The sequence below is a fragment of the Silanimonas sp. genome (assembly GCF_027531545.1).
Lineage (GTDB): Bacteria > Pseudomonadota > Gammaproteobacteria > Xanthomonadales > Xanthomonadaceae > Silanimonas.
Genome location: NZ_JAPZSC010000006.1, coordinates 488,661 through 503,386 on the forward strand (window position 1 = coordinate 488,661; position 14,726 = coordinate 503,386).

16 protein-coding genes are annotated in these 14,726 nt (G+C 70.8%); 10 read left to right on the forward strand and 6 right to left on the reverse strand.

The window, feature by feature from the left end:
• Positions 1-7 precede the first annotated feature (7 nt).
• Entirely contained in the window at positions 8-679 is a 672-nt protein-coding gene (locus tag O9280_RS06535) for an SCO family protein (RefSeq protein ID WP_298340367.1), read from the forward strand.
• Positions 676-1,518 (forward strand): archaetidylserine decarboxylase, encoded by an 843-nt coding sequence (gene asd / locus O9280_RS06540; protein WP_298340369.1) that lies wholly within the window; start codon positions 676-678, stop codon positions 1,516-1,518. The genes O9280_RS06535 and asd overlap by 4 nt, the downstream gene beginning before the upstream one ends.
• Positions 1,519-1,531: 13 nt before the next feature.
• On the opposite strand, the gene O9280_RS06545 is transcribed toward asd, so the two are convergent.
• Both O9280_RS06545 and O9280_RS06550 read right to left on the reverse strand, forming a co-directional pair.
• A complete protein-coding gene (locus tag O9280_RS06545) occupies positions 1,532-2,869 on the reverse strand; it encodes a metallophosphoesterase (RefSeq protein WP_298340371.1) in 1,338 nt (445 codons plus the stop codon).
• Positions 2,870-2,877: 8 nt separating this feature from the next.
• On the reverse strand, positions 2,878-4,059 hold the full coding sequence (locus tag O9280_RS06550; RefSeq protein ID WP_298340373.1) for an NAD-dependent epimerase/dehydratase family protein: 1,182 nt from the start codon (positions 4,057-4,059) through the stop codon (positions 2,878-2,880).
• A gap of 93 nt (positions 4,060-4,152) precedes the next feature.
• Here O9280_RS06550 and O9280_RS06555 point away from each other — a divergent pair, with 93 nt between their 5' ends.
• Genes O9280_RS06555 through O9280_RS06565 form a run of 3 tightly spaced genes read left to right on the forward strand, consistent with a single transcriptional unit; the run spans position 4,153 to position 6,808 of the window.
• Positions 4,153-4,872, forward strand: coding sequence for an arginyltransferase (locus tag O9280_RS06555; RefSeq protein ID WP_298340375.1), 720 nt, complete (start codon positions 4,153-4,155; stop codon positions 4,870-4,872).
• On the forward strand, positions 4,869-6,113 hold the full coding sequence (locus O9280_RS06560) for an endonuclease/exonuclease/phosphatase family protein (protein ID WP_298340377.1): 1,245 nt from the start codon (positions 4,869-4,871) through the stop codon (positions 6,111-6,113). Before O9280_RS06555 ends, O9280_RS06560 begins: the two co-directional genes overlap by 4 nt.
• Positions 6,110-6,808: a hypothetical protein gene (locus O9280_RS06565; protein ID WP_298340380.1), complete on the forward strand. Its 699-nt coding sequence runs from the start codon at positions 6,110-6,112 to the stop codon at positions 6,806-6,808. Before O9280_RS06560 ends, O9280_RS06565 begins: the two co-directional genes overlap by 4 nt.
• Position 6,809: 1 nt before the next feature.
• Here O9280_RS06565 and purT read toward each other — a convergent pair whose 3' ends face one another.
• Positions 6,810-8,018, reverse strand: coding sequence for a formate-dependent phosphoribosylglycinamide formyltransferase (gene purT / locus O9280_RS06570; protein ID WP_298340382.1), 1,209 nt, complete (start codon positions 8,016-8,018; stop codon positions 6,810-6,812).
• Positions 8,019-8,113: 95 nt separating this feature from the next.
• On the opposite strand from purT, the gene O9280_RS06575 reads away from it, so the two are divergent.
• The 5 genes from O9280_RS06575 to O9280_RS06595 are packed head-to-tail and all read left to right on the forward strand — an operon-like array spanning position 8,114 to position 11,297.
• On the forward strand, positions 8,114-9,031 hold the full coding sequence (locus tag O9280_RS06575; protein ID WP_298340384.1) for a hypothetical protein: 918 nt from the start codon (positions 8,114-8,116) through the stop codon (positions 9,029-9,031).
• Positions 9,032-9,082: 51 nt separating this feature from the next.
• Positions 9,083-9,964 (forward strand): SPFH domain-containing protein, encoded by an 882-nt coding sequence (locus O9280_RS06580; RefSeq protein WP_298340386.1) that lies wholly within the window; start codon positions 9,083-9,085, stop codon positions 9,962-9,964.
• An 8-nt stretch (positions 9,965-9,972) separates the two neighbouring features.
• Positions 9,973-10,293: a hypothetical protein gene (locus O9280_RS06585; protein WP_298340388.1), complete on the forward strand. Its 321-nt coding sequence runs from the start codon at positions 9,973-9,975 to the stop codon at positions 10,291-10,293.
• Positions 10,290-10,475, forward strand: a complete 186-nt coding sequence (locus O9280_RS06590) for an Arc family DNA-binding protein (RefSeq protein WP_298340390.1) — start codon at positions 10,290-10,292, stop codon at positions 10,473-10,475. Before O9280_RS06585 ends, O9280_RS06590 begins: the two co-directional genes overlap by 4 nt.
• Before the next feature lie 9 nt (positions 10,476-10,484).
• Complete coding sequence (locus O9280_RS06595) at positions 10,485-11,297, forward strand: M15 family metallopeptidase (protein ID WP_298340392.1); 813 nt, start codon at positions 10,485-10,487, stop codon at positions 11,295-11,297.
• Here O9280_RS06595 and O9280_RS06600 read toward each other — a convergent pair.
• The 3 genes from O9280_RS06600 to O9280_RS06610 are packed head-to-tail and all read right to left on the reverse strand — an operon-like array spanning position 11,278 to position 14,723.
• Positions 11,278-11,946 (reverse strand): DNA-3-methyladenine glycosylase 2 family protein, encoded by a 669-nt coding sequence (locus tag O9280_RS06600; protein WP_298340394.1) that lies wholly within the window; start codon positions 11,944-11,946, stop codon positions 11,278-11,280. The two genes, O9280_RS06595 and O9280_RS06600, sit on opposite strands and share 20 nt — an antisense overlap.
• 12 nt (positions 11,947-11,958) lie before the next feature.
• Positions 11,959-12,879, reverse strand: a complete 921-nt coding sequence (locus O9280_RS06605) for a hypothetical protein (protein WP_298340396.1) — start codon at positions 12,877-12,879, stop codon at positions 11,959-11,961.
• Positions 12,879-14,723: a Gldg family protein gene (locus O9280_RS06610; protein ID WP_298340398.1), complete on the reverse strand. Its 1,845-nt coding sequence runs from the start codon at positions 14,721-14,723 to the stop codon at positions 12,879-12,881. Before O9280_RS06610 ends, O9280_RS06605 begins: the two co-directional genes overlap by 1 nt.
• Positions 14,724-14,726 lie beyond the last annotated feature (3 nt).

The window sequence follows — 14,726 nt, forward strand, 5'->3', positions numbered from 1 at the left end:
CATTTCCATGTTCAATCGGACCTTTCTCCTGGTGATCGTCGCAGCTGTCTTCGCCGGCCTCGGCCTGCTGGCCGGCGAGCGCTGGCTGTCGCGCGATGGCGGCTCTGCCCTGCCTGCCTTCGAGGCGATCACCCCCTACCCCACGCCGCGCGCCATCCCGCCGTTCGAGTTGCTGTCAGCGGATGGCCCCGTCACCGCCGAAACCCTCCGCGGCCGCTGGACCGTGGTGTTCATCGGTTTCGTCTCCTGCCCGGACGTCTGCCCGACCACGCTGACCGACATGGCCAAGGCGCAGAAGGCCTGGGAGGCCCTGCCCGAAGCGCAACGTCCGCGCCTGCTGTTCGTATCGATCGACCCGGAGCGCGACACCCCGGAACTGCTCGCCGGCTACGCGCGCCACTTCCACCCGGCGACGCTGGCGGCCACGCAGCCCAACCTCGCCACGCTGGAGGCCTTCACCAGCAGCCTGAGCCTCGTATTCCGCAAGGTGCCGCTCGGCGCCAGCTACACCATGGACCACAGCGGCTCGATGGTGCTGCTCGACCCCGAGGCCCGTGTGGCCGGCGTGATCCGCCCGCAGATGCCGGCCGGTGCGACGGTCGGTGGCGGCGCCATCGCCACCATCGATCCGCAAGCCGTGGCCCGCGATCTCGCGCGTCTTTCCGGAGCCGCGCCGTGAGCCCCGCAGTCGTCCTCCAGTACGTCCTGCCGCACCGATTTCTGTCGAGCCTTGCCTACCGGCTCGCACGCTCGGAGTGGGTGCCGCTGAAGCGCTGGCTCATCGCCACCGTGGTGCGGAAGTTCAACGTGAACCTCGACGAGGCCGCGAACCCGGACCCGGAGAGTTACCCCAGCTTCAATGCCTTCTTCACCCGGCCGCTGAAGCCCGGGGCGCGCGTCGCCGACGCCGATCCCAAGGCCGTGCTCTGCCCCGCCGACGGCAAGATCGCGCAGATGGGACGCATCGAGGAAGGCCGCATCTTCCAGGCCAAGGGCCAGCACTTCACCGCTGCCGAGTTCCTCGCCGACGAGGCGAAGGCCGAGGCCTACCGCGACGGCTGGTTCGCCAACGTGTACTTGAGCCCGCGCGACTACCACCGCGTGCACATGAGCCTGAAGGGCACGCTGGTCGAAACCGCGCACGTGCCCGGAAGGCTGTTCAGCGTGGCGCCGTGGGCGGCGCGCGCCATCCCGCGCCTGTTCGCCCGCAACGAGCGACTCGTCTGCCATTTCGAAGGCGAGCACGGCCCCTTCGTGGCGGTGATGGTCGGCGCCATCCTCGTCTCCGGCGTGGAGACGGTCTGGAGCGGCGAGGAGATCCCCGCCTACGCCGATCGCGTGATCCGCAAGGACTGGCGCGGCAAGGGGATCACGCTCGAGCGCTTCGCCGAGATGGCGCGCTTCAACTACGGCAGTACCGTGGTGCTGCTGTTCCCGAAGGCCATGCTGGCCTCGATGGAGGCGATCCCGGCGGAAGCGCCGGTGGTGCTCGGCCAGCGCATCGGCACGCTGGCCTGAGGGCGTTCGCGGTTCAGTAGGGTTTCGGCAGGTCAGCCAGCGCCTGCATCGCTGCGACCGTGCGCATCACCACGGCCCGGTCTTCGGCGCGGGTGAGGTCGAGGTGGCGGGCACGCGCCGACGGGCTCTCCACCAGCTGTCGCGGCACCCCGATGTCCACGACCTTCGCCTCCCCGCGGACGTACTGGAGCACCGTCGGCGCCGACGCGTTGTCGTTCACGTTGACGGCCATGACCGCCCCGTCGAAGCGCGAGGTCACGGTCGACACGGCCGTGTGGGCAATGACCACCTGCCGCACGCCGAAATGCCCGAGCATCCGCTGCACGTGGGCGGTATCGGCCGGGGCGTAGAGCCCCTCCACGCCCTGCACGAGACCGCGGTACTGGGTCACGCCATCCGGCAGGAACACGCTGTCCAGGGCGGCGCTCGGGCGCCCGGCACCGGCCGTGCCCTGCCAGTAGGCCCGGCTGGCGGCGTTGAGCGCCTCGACGCCCATCCGGCGATCCACCACGGCCGGGCTGATGCCGCCATGGACGAACAGCACCTCGCCCAGCTGCAGCGCGACCGGACGGGAACGCAGCCACTCGCCCAGCACCGTCCCGGGCGCGAGCGGCGCGGCATAGCCACCCATCGCCTGCAGGGCATGACGATGGTCCGGGTGGGCCCGGGAGATGTTCGCCGCCAGCACGTACTGCTCGTGGTTGCCCAGCACCAGATGGACGGCACCGCCGGCCTTGGCCGCCTCGCCCGCCAGGCGGTAGAGGGTCCACAGCACGGCGTGGACGTCGCGTCCGCGATCCACGACATCGCCGAGCACGACCAGATGCCCATCGCCGAAGGCCCACCGGCCCGAGGCATCCACGATGCCCAGCCGCGGCAGGGCGGCCTCGAGGAACGGCGCATGGCCTTCTAGGTCACTCAGCACCACCACGTGGTCCGGCATGGGCAGTTGATCCGCGATCGGCGGCGGCGGCGTCAGCGCGAATCGCCGTGACGCGCCGGCGCAGGCGATGTCCAGGGCATCACCGGTGCCCTCGGCCTCCGCCACCCGCCCCTCGCAGAACCACCGTGCCCGCCAGCGGCCGTCGATCGCCCGCTGCACGATGGGGCCATCCAGCCAGCCTGCGAAACGCGCATCCGCTTCAGCCGTGCCGCCATAGGCAGGGATGGCGATCCCTCGGCCCTGCGCCAGCGGCAGCGGCACGTGGAGGCGCGAATGCGCGCCGCCGTCGGTGATCTCGACGCCGAGATTCGCCAGCGCCCATGCCAGCAGGCCGGTCGGAAGCCCCACTCCCGCGGCCAGTGCCCAGACCCAGCGCCGGCGTCGGCGCTTTCGAACGTCCTTATCCATCGTCATCCTCAGTGCTCTTCGGTGGGGCGTGCCTGTGTCCACGCCGCCAGCACAGCCGCCTCGCGCTCGGGCGTGATGCCAGCGCGCAGCGGCGCATTGCGGCGCTCCTCGGGCTGGGCCGCGAACCACGCCCGTGTCGCCGCGACGGTATCGGCCAGGCTGCGGAAGGTGAGCTGCGCGGCGACCGCCTTCGCATTGCTGCGCCTGTGGAAACCGGCGGTCTCGCCCTGCCCCGGCACCCAGACCGGCATGTCGCCCCAGGGGCTAACCTCCTGGGCCATCAGGAATTCCGTCGGCACCCAATGGAGCCGCGCACCGGCCGTCGTGCTGGCGCGGATGCCGTAGAGCAAGCCGGCCATGTCGAGGGCCTCGTCCGGACCGAAGGCGTTGAACGCACCCGTCGTTCCGGCTTCGGCGAGCCTAACCATCCACTCGCCAAGGTCGCGCGAGTCGATGTAACGGACCGGATCGCGTCCGTCGCCGGGGCAGAGCACGTCGCCGCCCTTGGCGAGGCGCATCGGCCAATAGGTGAAGCGGTCGGTCTCGTCGCCGGGGCCGACGATCAGGCCCGGGCGGACGATCGTGGCGGCGTCGCCGAAGTGCTTCAGCGTCTCCGCTTCCGTGGCGGCCTTCAGCCCAGCAAACTTGGCCATGTCGGCGCGCAGACTGGCCATCGTTTCCTTCAACGGGTCGCCGTCGAAGGGCGCCAGCGCCGCGGTCTCGTCGTCACCCGGCGTCGCGCTTTCGGCGTAGGCCGAGAGGCTCGACACCATGACGTAACCGCCCACGTGGCCCTTGAGCACCGCGGCGGCGTCGCGGATCCAGTGCGGCACGCTGCTCGGGTTGTCGATGCAGATATCCCAGCGCCGGCCTTTCGCCACTTCGGCGGCGAGGCTCTTGTAGTCGTTGAGGTCGCGGTCGCCGAGCAGCTGCTCGACCGCTCCCGGCCATTCGCGCTGCTTCCGGCCGCGGTTGAAGATCGTCACCTCGTGGCCGCGCGACAGCGCGTAGGCCACCTGGTGCGGGCCGGTGAGCCCGGTGCCGCCGAGGATCAGGATCGAGAGCTTGCGCGTGGCGTTGCGGGTCTCGCCCGGGGCGGCGCCCGGCGTTTGGGCACGGCCTGCGCCGGCCAGCGTCACCGCGGCGGCAAGGGCACCGAGTTTCAGGACGTCACGACGTTCGATCGACATAGTTCACTCCGCGGTGGGATCGTCAGGCTGGGGACCCCGCGATCCTCCGCCCTCGGCCGCCGGCGAGCCCGTGCCGGAAGTTACACTCGGGCCATGGGCGCGCTGACCGACATCCGGGTGTACCTGACACAGGCCCACGCCTGCGGCTATTGGGCCGACCGGCAGGCCCGCGACCTCGTGCTCGACCCGCAGGAACCCGCCCTCGCCGCGGTCTACGAGCCCGCGCTGGCGCTCGGCTTCCGTCGCTCCGGTCGCCACGTCTACCGCCCCCACTGCGGCAGCTGCAGCGCCTGCCTGCCGATCCGGCTGCCAGTGGCGCGCTTCCGGCCCGACCGCACGCAGCGTCGCATCGCGAAGCGCAACGCCGACCTCGTGATGACCGTCGGCCCGGCCCGGCGCAGTGACGAGCTGTTCGACCTTTACGCGCGCTACCTCGGCGCCCGCCACCCCGACAGCCCGATGGCGGAGCCGACGCCCGAGGAGTTCGACCAGTTCCTGATCGGCGACTGGAGCCCGACGCGCTTCTTCGAATGGCGGCTGGACGGCCGCCTCGTCGCGGTCGCGGTCACCGATGTCACGGCGAATGCGCTGTCGGCGGTGTACACCTTCTTCGATCCCGCCCACGAGCACCGCAGCCTCGGCACGCAGGCGATCCTCGGGCAGATCGCGTGGGCCGCGGCGACGGCGCGCCCGCACCTGTATCTCGGGTTCTGGCTGAAGGGCCACCCGAAGATGGACTACAAGCGCCGCTTCCAGCCGCTCGAGCGGCTGTGGAATAGCCACTGGATTGCTTTCGATGAGGATCGTGAATGAGGGTTTTCTTCCGCGCCGCGTTGGCGGCGCTGGGTTTGGCGACACTGTTCGCCGGTTGCACGACGACCCCTGCCATGGTTGATCAACCGGCCCCGCTGCGCGTGGCCACCTACAACGTTTCGCTCTACGCCGAAGTGGCGGACGGGGTTCGCGCGCGCTTGGCCGGAGGCCACGATGCCAAGGCGCGGCACATCGCGGCGGTGATCCAGCGCCAACGCCCCGACCTGCTGCTGCTCAACGAGTTCGACTACGACGCGAAGGGCGCGCTGGCCGACGTGTTCCAGCGCGAGTACCTCGAGGTCGGCCAGCATGGCGAGGCGCCGATCCACTACCCGTACCGCTACTTCGCGCCGGTGAACACCGGCGAGCCCAGTGGCATGGACCTCAACGGCGACGGGCGCATCGGCGGCCCGGGGCGCCTGCACGGCGAAGATGCCTTCGGCTACGGCCTGCACCCGGGGCAGTACGGCATGCTCGTGCTGTCACGCCATCCGATCGACACCGAGGCCGTGCGCACCTTCCAGACGCTGCCGTGGTCGACACTGCCGAACGCGCGCCGCCCGAAAAACCCGGCGACCGGCCGCTGGTGGTACGACGATGCGGTGTGGCCGAAGCTCCGGCTCTCGTCGAAATCGCATTGGGACGTGCCCGTGCGGACGCCGGGTGGCGTGGTGCATTTCCTCGTCTCGCATCCGACGCCGCCGGTGTTCGACGGCCCCGAAGACCGCAACGGCCTGCGCAACGCCGACGAGCTGACGCTGTGGCGGCACTACCTCGACGACCGCGACGCCGACTGGCTGTGCGACGACCAGGGCCGCTGCGGCGGGCTGCCGGCCGAAGCGCGTTTCGTCATCGCGGGCGATCTCAACAACGACCCCACCGACGGCGACGGCCACCACGAGGCCATCGTCGAACTGATCGAGCACCCGCGCGTGCTGCGGCACGCGTTCCCGACCAGCGAAGGCGGCGTGCAGAGCGCCCGCGAGCGCGGCGGCGCGAACCTGCGCCATCGCGGCAACCCGGCGCAGGACACCAGCCAGTTCGGCGGTGCCAGCGGCAACCTGCACCTCGACTTCGTGCTGCCCTCGGTGGGCTTGCAGATCACCGGCAGCGGCGTGTTCTGGCCGCTGAAGGGACAGCCCGGTGCTGACTGGGTCGGTGCCAGCGACCATCGGATGGTGTGGCTGGACCTCGAACTGGCCGACACCGCGACGGCGGCGAACGCGGAGCCCGCCCGATGAGGGCTTGCCTCGTAGCCGCGGGCATCGCGGCCGCCCTGCTTGCCCTGCCCACGATGGTCGAGGCCGGCGAGCGCGCCCAGCAGCGCCTGGTCGAGCGCCATGCGGAGACGCTCACCTTCCCCGCACTGGCGGACCGCTGCCGTCGCCTGCCCGCGTTCCGCGACGCGCCCTTCGAGGCCGAGCTGGCGCAGTGGCGACAGCGGCGCGCCGAGACGCTCGCCGAGGCCGCTTCGCTCGTGGAACGCCTCGCCGCTGCGCAATCGCAGCCCCGCGAGGCCATCGATGCCGCGATCCGCGAGCAGGCCGAGCGCCAGCACGACAGTGCCGATGCGGACACGCTGGCCTACACCTGCAGCAAGCTTCGCTTCACCCTGCGCGGCGAACCCGTGCTTCCGGTGCGCGGTGCCGCGCTCGATGAGGACACCCGCCGCGAGGTGATCGACGAACTGCTGCCGGTGGCCACGAAGCTGATGGCCTGCGAGATGCCCGAGCGCATCGACGTGCGTGCCGCACCGCCCGCCGTGCTGCGCGGTGATGCCAGTTCAGCCGCCGCCATCGCCGACCGCGTGGAGATGTGGAACGTGATCGGCTGCGGCAAGGCGCTGGACGTGGAGCTCAGCCTGCGCTTCCCCGCAGGCGACCCGCCGACCTTCGCCCTGGGCTTCCCGCGCACCGCCCTGCCGGCGGCGCGCTGAGTCAGACGAGGCGCACCGTCATTGCCGCCGCGGCGCGACGCGCCTTGGCGCGGGCCGAATCGACATCGACATCTCGCGCCAGCGTCACCGCCACGCGGCGGCTGCCCTCGACGCGCGGCTTGCCGAACAGGCGAAGGCCGGTCTCGGGTTCGGCCAGCGCGGCTTCGACGTGATCGAACACCGGCACGCCATGGCCCTCCGCGACGATCGCGCAGGACGCGGCCGGGCCGAGCGTGCGCAGGTCCGGGATCGGCAGCCCGAGGATGGTGCGGGCATGCAGGGCGAACTCGGAGAGCTCCTGCCCCATCAAGGTCACCAGGCCAGTGTCGTGCGGACGCGGGCTCACTTCCGAGAACCACACGGCGTCGCCCTTCACGAAGAGCTCGACGCCGAACAGGCCCCAGCCGCCGAGGTCGTCGGTGACGGCCTTGGCGATGCGTTCGGATTCCGCCAGCGCGGCCGCGCTCATGGGCTGCGGCATCCAGCTCTCGCGGTAGTCGCCGTCGACCTGCAGGTGGCCCACGGGCGGGCAGAACGTGGTGCCGTCGCGATGGCGCACGGTGAGCAGGGTGATCTCGTAATCGAAGTCGATGAAGCCTTCGACGATGCAGCGCCCCTGCCCCGCTCGGCCACCGGTCTGGGCGTAGGCCCAGGCCTTGGCGATGTCCGCTTCGGTGCGCACGACGCTCTGGCCCTTGCCCGAGCTCGACATCAGCGGCTTCACCACGCAGGGCATGCCCAGCGCGGCGACGGCGTCGCGGTACTCGGCTTCCGTGTCGACGAAGCGGTACGGCGAGGTGGGCAGGCCGAGCGTCTCCGCGGCCAGACGACGAATCCCCTCGCGGTCCATCGTCAGGCGCGCGGCGCGGGCGGTGGGAATGACGCGCTGCCCCGCGGTTTCCAGCTCGAGCAGCGTGGGCGTGTGGATGGCCTCGATTTCCGGCACCACGAGGTGCGGCGTCTCGGCCTCGATCAGCGCCTTCAGCGCGGCCGGGTCGAGCATGTTCAACACGTGCGAGCGGTGCGCGACCTGCATCGCCGGCGCGTCGGCGTAGCGGTCGGCGGCGATCACTTCGACGCCCAGGCGCTGCAGCTCGATGGCCACTTCCTTGCCGAGCTCGCCGCTGCCGAGGAACAGCACGCGGGTGGCGGTAGGCGACAGCGGCGTGCCGAGGGTGACGGACGCAGGCAGGGAGGGAGCGCGGGACATCGTGGATTCCTGTGAGGCGAGGCGCGAAGTCTACCGGCACGGCTTGTCGCCCCGGGCACCACTGGGCATGCTGGCTGGGATTGGAAAACCACCTGATGTCCCGACGAATCCTGACCCTGCTGCTGCCGCTCCTCGGCAGCGTCGCTCCACTGTGGGCCGCGACCGCGGCACCGACCCAGCCCGCCCCGGTGATCAGCGGCGTCATGGCGGATGCACGCCTGTCCGAGACCAGTGGGCTTGCCGCCTCGCGCGCACAGCCGGGAAGCTTCTGGGTGCACAACGACAGCGGCCATGCGCCCGAGCTGCACCTGATGTCGGCCGCCGGCACACGGTTGGCCAGCCTCACCATCGACGGCGTGCGCAACGTCGATTGGGAAGACCTCGCCGCGTTCGACCTCGATGGCAAGCGCTACCTCCTGGTGGCCGACACCGGCGACAACGGTGGTCTGCGCCGCAGCCTTGAGCTGGTGGTCGTCGAGGAGCCGGCCGTGGTGACGGAGGGCATGCGCGTCACCCCGGCATGGACGCTGCGTTTCCGCTGGCCCGACGGCGCCCGCGATTGCGAAGCGGTGGCGGTCGATGCCGCCGCTGGCGAGGTGCTGCTGGTCTCGAAGAAGCGCGTGCCGCCGGAGCTGTTCCGGCTCGCGCTCCGTCCCGCGCGGGCCGGCGTTCAGACCGCCCGACGCGTTGGGCGCCTGAGGGGCATCGCCCAACCCAGCGCCGCGGAACTCACGCAGAACCCCGTGTATGGGCGCTACCGATCGCAGGTCACCGCCGCCGACCTCAGCCCCGATGGACGCACGCTGGCTGTCCTCAACTACCAGGCGGTCTACCTGTACCGGCGCGGGTCGGGGGACGGCTGGTCGGGCGTCCTGTCGAATCCGCGACGGCTCGACTTCGCGTGGATGCCCCAGGCCGAGGCGATGGGGTATTCGCTGGACGGGCGGCAGCTGTGGGTGGCCGGCGAACAACGCCCAAGCCCCTTGATCCACTTCCCGCTCGCCCCTCCTTGACTTCGATATCACTTTGATATCAGATGGTCGCGCCCTTTCCGGAGCACGACCATGAACGAGCGCGTCCATTCCCCCCTTCCCGGCGTCCCGATGCTTCTGACCCTGCTGGTCCTGAGCCTGGCCAACTTCGCCGGCTTCCCGACTCTGGACGGCATGGACGCGCCGGGCGGACTGATCGCCCTCAACGGGCTCGGCACGCTGGTCCTGATCCTGCTGTGGTGCGGCTTCTTCGTGGTCCAGCCGAACAACGGCGTCGTGCTGCAGCTCTTCGGTCGCTACGTCGGCACCGCGCGCGATTCCGGCCTGAAGTGGGCCAACCCGTTCTACTCGAAGAAACCCATCTCGCTGCGCGTGCGCAACTTCGAATCCAGCAAGCTCAAGGTCAACGATCTGGAGGGCCCGCCGATCGAGATCGCCGCCGTGGTGGTCTGGCAGGTGCACGACACCGCCGAGGCCGTGTTCCAGGTCGACGACTACGAGAACTTCGTGCACGTGCAGTCGGAAGCCGCGCTGCGCCAGATGGCCACCAGCTATCCATACGACGGCCATGACGGCGCAGGGGCCAACGACCAGATCGCCCTGCGCAGCCACGCCAACGAGATCAACCAGCACCTCAAGGAAGAGATCCAGGAGCGCCTCGGCGCCGCCGGTGTCACCGTGCTGGAAGCCCGCATCAGCCACCTCGCCTACGCCCCGGAAATCGCCCAGGCCATGCTTCAGCGCCAGCAGGCGGCGGCGATCATCGCCGCGCGCAGCCGCATCGTCGAAGGCGCCGTCAGCATGGTGCACATGGCGCTGGAACAGCTCGACCACGCCGGCAAGATCCAGCTCGACGAGGAGCGCAAGGCGGCCATGGTCTCGAACCTGCTGGTGGTGCTGTGCGGCGAGCGCGGCACGCAGCCCGTCGTGAACACCGGCACCCTGCACCACTGAGGCCGGCCATGAACGAACAGATGCTTGCCGCCCTGGTCGTGCTCGTCGCCGCCGCGCCACTGGTCGCGATCGGCCTCTACTTCCGCAGCGGCCGCGCCCTGCACCTGCTGGCCGGCGTCGACCCGAAAAAGGTCCGCGACCCGGCCGGCCTCGGCCGATTCGTCGGCCAGTCGCTGCTCCTGCTGGGCCTGCTGCACCTGCCCTTCGCCGCGGCGGTCGCTTTCCTGCCCGAGGAGCAAATCCTGCTCGCGACGCTGGGGCTGGTCGTCCTCGTCGGCCTCGTGGTCGTCCGGCTGGTGTTCGGACTGTCGCGGTTCGTTTCGAAGTGAGCGAGAAGAAGGCCTACCCGCTGCGCATCTCCGCCCCGGTGCTGGACGCCGTCCAGCGCTGGGCCGACGATGAACTGCGCTCGGTGAACGCCCAGATCGAGTACGTGCTGCGCGAGGCCCTGAGGAAATCAGGACGGCTGCCGAAGCCCCCGATGGACGACGGCACCGCCGACGCCGAATAGACTGCGCCCATGCGCGCCCTGCCCCGCTTCCTCGTCAATTCTCCCGATATCGAGCTCTGGCCGGCCTCGCTCTGCCGGGCCAAGGCGAACGCGGCCGCGCGCTGCCTCGCCGCCTCCGGCATCGTGCTGCGGCGCAAGCGCGACGGTCGTCTCCTCGCGGTGCTCGGTCCGGAGGGACTCGTCCCGCTGGTGCCTGCCCTGTGGCGCGAACCGGGCCTCGAAGCCGCCATCGCCGCAACGGCCGTGCTCGAAGCGCGCGATCCCGCGGCGTCGATCGGCGCGCGGGGCACGCTCCCTGGCGATGCGGTGCACGAGGACAACGCGGCGATGGGGCTTGCAGCGGACTACGCCGAGACCAGCGGCCTGCCTTTCAACGAGGAACCGCGGCTGCTCGCCTTCGCCGGACGCGACCGCTGGCAGCGCGCCCTGTGGCTGCTCCCTCCCGCTTCGCGTGCGTGGATCGCGATGCGCGGCGAGGCGCAGCGCGAGGGCGTCTTGCTCGAGGCGACTTCAGGCTTCCGCAGCCACGCCTACCAGCGCGGCATCTTCGAACGGAAGTTCGCACGCGGGCTGACGCTCGACGAGGTGCTGCGGGTCAACGCGGCGCCCGGGCATTCCGAGCACCACAGCGGCCGCGCGCTCGACATCGGCACGCCCGGCGAACCGCCGGCCGAGGAGAGCTTCGAACACACCCCCGCCTTCGCCTGGCTGCAGCAGCATGCCGGGCGCTTCGGTTTCGGCCTGAGCTACCCGCGCGGCAACCCGCACGGCATCACTTACGAGCCCTGGCACTGGTGCTGGCTCAGCCCTGCGAGCGCTTGACCTTCTTCGCCGGCTCGACCACGCCTTCGCCGTCGGCGATGCGCCACAGGTACAGGCTGGCCAAAGTCCGGTAAGGCCCCCAGTCCGCGCCACGCGCCAGCAAGGCCTTCGGCGTCGGCGCGATCTCGAGGCCATCGAGCACCTGGGCGCCCTTGCGCACGCCAAGGTCGTCGACCGGCAGCACGTCGGGCCGCCCAAGGCGGAAGATCAGCAGCATCTCGACGGTCCAGCGGCCGATGCCTCGCACGGCGGTGAGCTGCTCGATCAGCGTCGCGTCGTCCACCTTCGGCAGGGCGCGCGCGGCGGGCACCTCGCCGGCCTCCGCGCGACGGCACAGGTCGCGCAGGGCCAGCACCTTGTTTCCGGACACCCCGCAGGCGCGCAGCGCCGTATCGTCCAGCCGCGCGAAGGCCTCCGGCACCAGTTTGCGCGAGCCCGCGGCCGCCTCCACGCGCGAGACGATCGTCGCCGCGGCCTTGCCGGAAAGCTGCTGGTAGAGGATCGAACGCGACAGAGCATCGACGGTGTCGAACGGCTTGCGCCAGCCGTCCATCTCGAGCGGGCCGATGCGCTTCATCCACTTCCCCAGCGCGCGATCGCGCTCGGCGAGATGGGCGGTTGCCTCTTCGAGATCGAAACCACGGGCCATGGCGCGCCTCCGTCAGGGAGCGCCGAGCGTGCCACGGTCCGCCCAGAGCGGGGCGGCAACGTCCTCCGGCAGGCGGAACTCGCGGCCCTGGTACCACGCGGACGCGTCGTCCGGCGCCGCGATCACACGCGCCCAAGTCGCCTCGCCTTCGCGCCAGACGGCCAAGGCGTAAGTCAGGCTGCCCTCGCCTTCAAGGCGCAGCACGCGCGTTGGCTCGGCGCTGCCTGCCGCGCGCAGATCGAGCTGCCGCGGGTTAGCAAGCGCCGAGGCCAGCGCATCCGCGTCGGGGGTCAGGGCGATGATCGCGCCTTCAGGCCGGAAGCCGCCCTCGCCCGGCACGAGCCGCAGCGCGTCTGCGCCCGGATCCTCCACGACCACCGCGGTCACGCGTTCGATCGGAATCCGCCAGAGCTGCGGGTCGAACCATTCCGAGACGCGCGCGGGCAGGCGCAGCGTGGCCGCACTCAGGCAACTGTGGGGTGCGCCTTCGACGCGCACGTAGGTGCCACCGCGGGCCTGCGGGTAGCCGATGACGACCGCCATCTCGCGGCCCTCGACGATGAAGCTCAATCGGCCGGTCGGCCGCGCGAAGGCACCATCGGGCGAGGCCTCCGACGCCGACGGCCAAGCCACGCCGATGCGCTCGAAGCGCGCTGCATCAGCCGTCCGCGCCTCGTCGCAGCGCGCATTCGCCAGCCCCAGCAGCAGCGGTTGAAGCCAGCGGCGATCGGCACGCCATGCGGCGTCGCGGATGCGCCATTCCTCACCTTCGCGTTCGAACACCAGCGAGGCGTCGCCCTGCTGCAGCCGCACTTCGGCGAGGGCCGGCAGCGCCTCCGCCAATCCGGGCACGAGAGGCGCCGGAGGAGGCGCTTCGCGCGAACACGCCGACAGCACCAGCAGCGCCAGCGCGGACAGCGCCGGGCCGCGCATCACGCGGCGGGGCGGCGCCGGCGCTGCAATCGCCACAGGCCGCCGATCAGGAACAGGAAGGCCACGAAGGCCGGCACCAGCACGATGTTCACCACGCGCAGGGTCATCGACAGCGCGTCGATGTCGGCATTGAGCTGGCGCTGCACTTCGCGGAGCTGCAGGCGGACGTCGATCTTCTCCTGCTGGAAGCGCTCAAGCTCGGCCTGCTGTTCGGCACCCAGGGCCGGTGCGCCGTCCTCGCCGCGTTGCAGTTCGCCGAGCTGCTGTTCGAGCTCCGAGAGCCGCTGCTGCAGCGCCCGCTCGGTCTGCAGGAACTGCTGCTCGGCGCTGCGGCGCAGGGCCTGCACGCGATGGAAGGGACGGCTGGCGACGGCGCGCGTGCGCAAGCCGATCAGGCCCGCCTGCCCGCTCAAGTTCTCGACCGCGTTGTAGACGAGATCCCCGTTGTTGGCGAAGGGCTCGCTGAAACCGCCGGGGCCCGGCGCCACGTTCACCCAGAACGGGTCGGCCAACAGGTCGGTGTCGGCGACGAGGATGAGCTGCAGGTCGCTGGCGCTGGCCGCGAGGTGCCCCTCGCCGCCGCGCTGCGGGAAGGCCGTCGCGGCCGGGCCGCTGACGCGCGCGGCAATCGTGCGGGCCCCGCCGTTGGCGCGGAACTCGCGCAGCAGGTTCGACGGCGTCGCGCTCACCGTGCCGAGCATCGAGGTCGGCAGTTCACCGCTCTGGTCGGAACTCGAGAGCAGCGGCTCGAAGCGGGTCGTCGCCGCCTCGCGCGGCCGCAGCACGCCCGCGGTGGAGAGATTGATCAGCTCCATCTGCGCGGTGACGATGTCGGTGCTCGACAGCGCCTCGGCGTCCAGGCCGAGCAGCGTGATCAGCGGCTCGTTGGCACCGCCTTCGCTGGTCTGCACCGACAGCGCGGAGCCGGGGTCGGCCACCACCTGCGTCGGATCGAAATCCACGCCCCAGGCGGCGAGCAGCGGCCCTAGGTCGGAGGCACGCGCGCCACCGACATTGCCACCGAGCGGATCGTCCGGGGCGGCGTTCTCCGCGTCCGGATCGACGAACGCCAACACACGGCCGCCGCGCAGGGCGAACTGGTCGATGGCGTAGAGGCTGTCATCGGACAAGCCGGCCGGATGCACCAGCATCAACAGGTCGACGTCCGCATCGATCGCGGTGAAATCCGGCTCGAGCCGGCGCAGTTCGAAGAGTTCGCGCAGCTGCTGATCGACCACCCAACCCGGCGACGGCGAGCCCGTGGCCGGATCGAACTCGGGGGCCATCGGCAGGCCACTGAACAGCGCGACCACGGGGCGCTCTTCGACCGTCAGCGCCGACACCAGCTTCGCGAGGTTGTACTCGAGGAAGGCCTCGCGCTCGGCCTGCAGGAACGGGATCGGCAATTCGCCATCGGTGCTATTGCTGCCGACGATGCCGAAGAAGAAGTTGCCCCCGGTCGGCAGCGGTACCGCGGTGAGCCCCTGCGCGACGGCGAGGTCTTCCTGTTCGGAGTACGGCTCCGGGTCGATGACCTCGACGACGAGGCGACCCTTCGAGCGCGCAGCCATCTCCTGCAACAATTCGCGCACGCGCTGCGCATAGGCGCGCACCTGCGGGAAGTCGCCGGCGGAACGCTCCGAGAAGTAGAGACGAAGCGTCACCGGCTCCTCGATGCCCTCGATCAGGGCGATCGTGGCCGGCGAGAGCGTGTGCTCCTGGTTCGCCGTGAGGTCGATCCGCGCGCCGCGCAGCAGCACGGACGACAGTCCGACGAGGGCGAGGAAGGCCAAGGCCAGCAGCGGAAGCGCCCAGGCGGAGCGGCGGAGGGATGCGATGGCCATGCG

Bases quoted from the DNA above. Each gene is read 5' to 3' on its own strand.
- O9280_RS06535 (WP_298340367.1), top strand. From the start codon at position 8: ATGTTCAATCGGACCTTTCTCCTGGTGATCGTCGCAGCTGTCTTCGCC.
- O9280_RS06610 (WP_298340398.1), bottom strand. From the start codon at position 14,723: ATGGCCATCGCATCCCTCCGCCGCTCCGCCTGGGCGCTTCCGCTGCTG.
- O9280_RS06575 (WP_298340384.1), top strand. From the start codon at position 8,114: ATGTCCCGACGAATCCTGACCCTGCTGCTGCCGCTCCTCGGCAGCGTC.
- O9280_RS06600 (WP_298340394.1), bottom strand. From the start codon at position 11,946: ATGGCCCGTGGTTTCGATCTCGAAGAGGCAACCGCCCATCTCGCCGAG.
- O9280_RS06565 (WP_298340380.1), top strand. From the start codon at position 6,110: ATGAGGGCTTGCCTCGTAGCCGCGGGCATCGCGGCCGCCCTGCTTGCC.
- O9280_RS06585 (WP_298340388.1), top strand. From the start codon at position 9,973: ATGAACGAACAGATGCTTGCCGCCCTGGTCGTGCTCGTCGCCGCCGCG.
- O9280_RS06605 (WP_298340396.1), bottom strand. From the start codon at position 12,879: ATGCGCGGCCCGGCGCTGTCCGCGCTGGCGCTGCTGGTGCTGTCGGCG.
- O9280_RS06545 (WP_298340371.1), bottom strand. From the start codon at position 2,869: ATGGATAAGGACGTTCGAAAGCGCCGACGCCGGCGCTGGGTCTGGGCA.
- O9280_RS06595 (WP_298340392.1), top strand. From the start codon at position 10,485: ATGCGCGCCCTGCCCCGCTTCCTCGTCAATTCTCCCGATATCGAGCTC.
- O9280_RS06550 (WP_298340373.1), bottom strand. From the start codon at position 4,059: ATGTCGATCGAACGTCGTGACGTCCTGAAACTCGGTGCCCTTGCCGCC.
- O9280_RS06580 (WP_298340386.1), top strand. From the start codon at position 9,083: ATGAACGAGCGCGTCCATTCCCCCCTTCCCGGCGTCCCGATGCTTCTG.
- O9280_RS06555 (WP_298340375.1), top strand. From the start codon at position 4,153: ATGGGCGCGCTGACCGACATCCGGGTGTACCTGACACAGGCCCACGCC.
- O9280_RS06560 (WP_298340377.1), top strand. From the start codon at position 4,869: ATGAGGGTTTTCTTCCGCGCCGCGTTGGCGGCGCTGGGTTTGGCGACA.
- purT (WP_298340382.1), bottom strand. From the start codon at position 8,018: ATGTCCCGCGCTCCCTCCCTGCCTGCGTCCGTCACCCTCGGCACGCCG.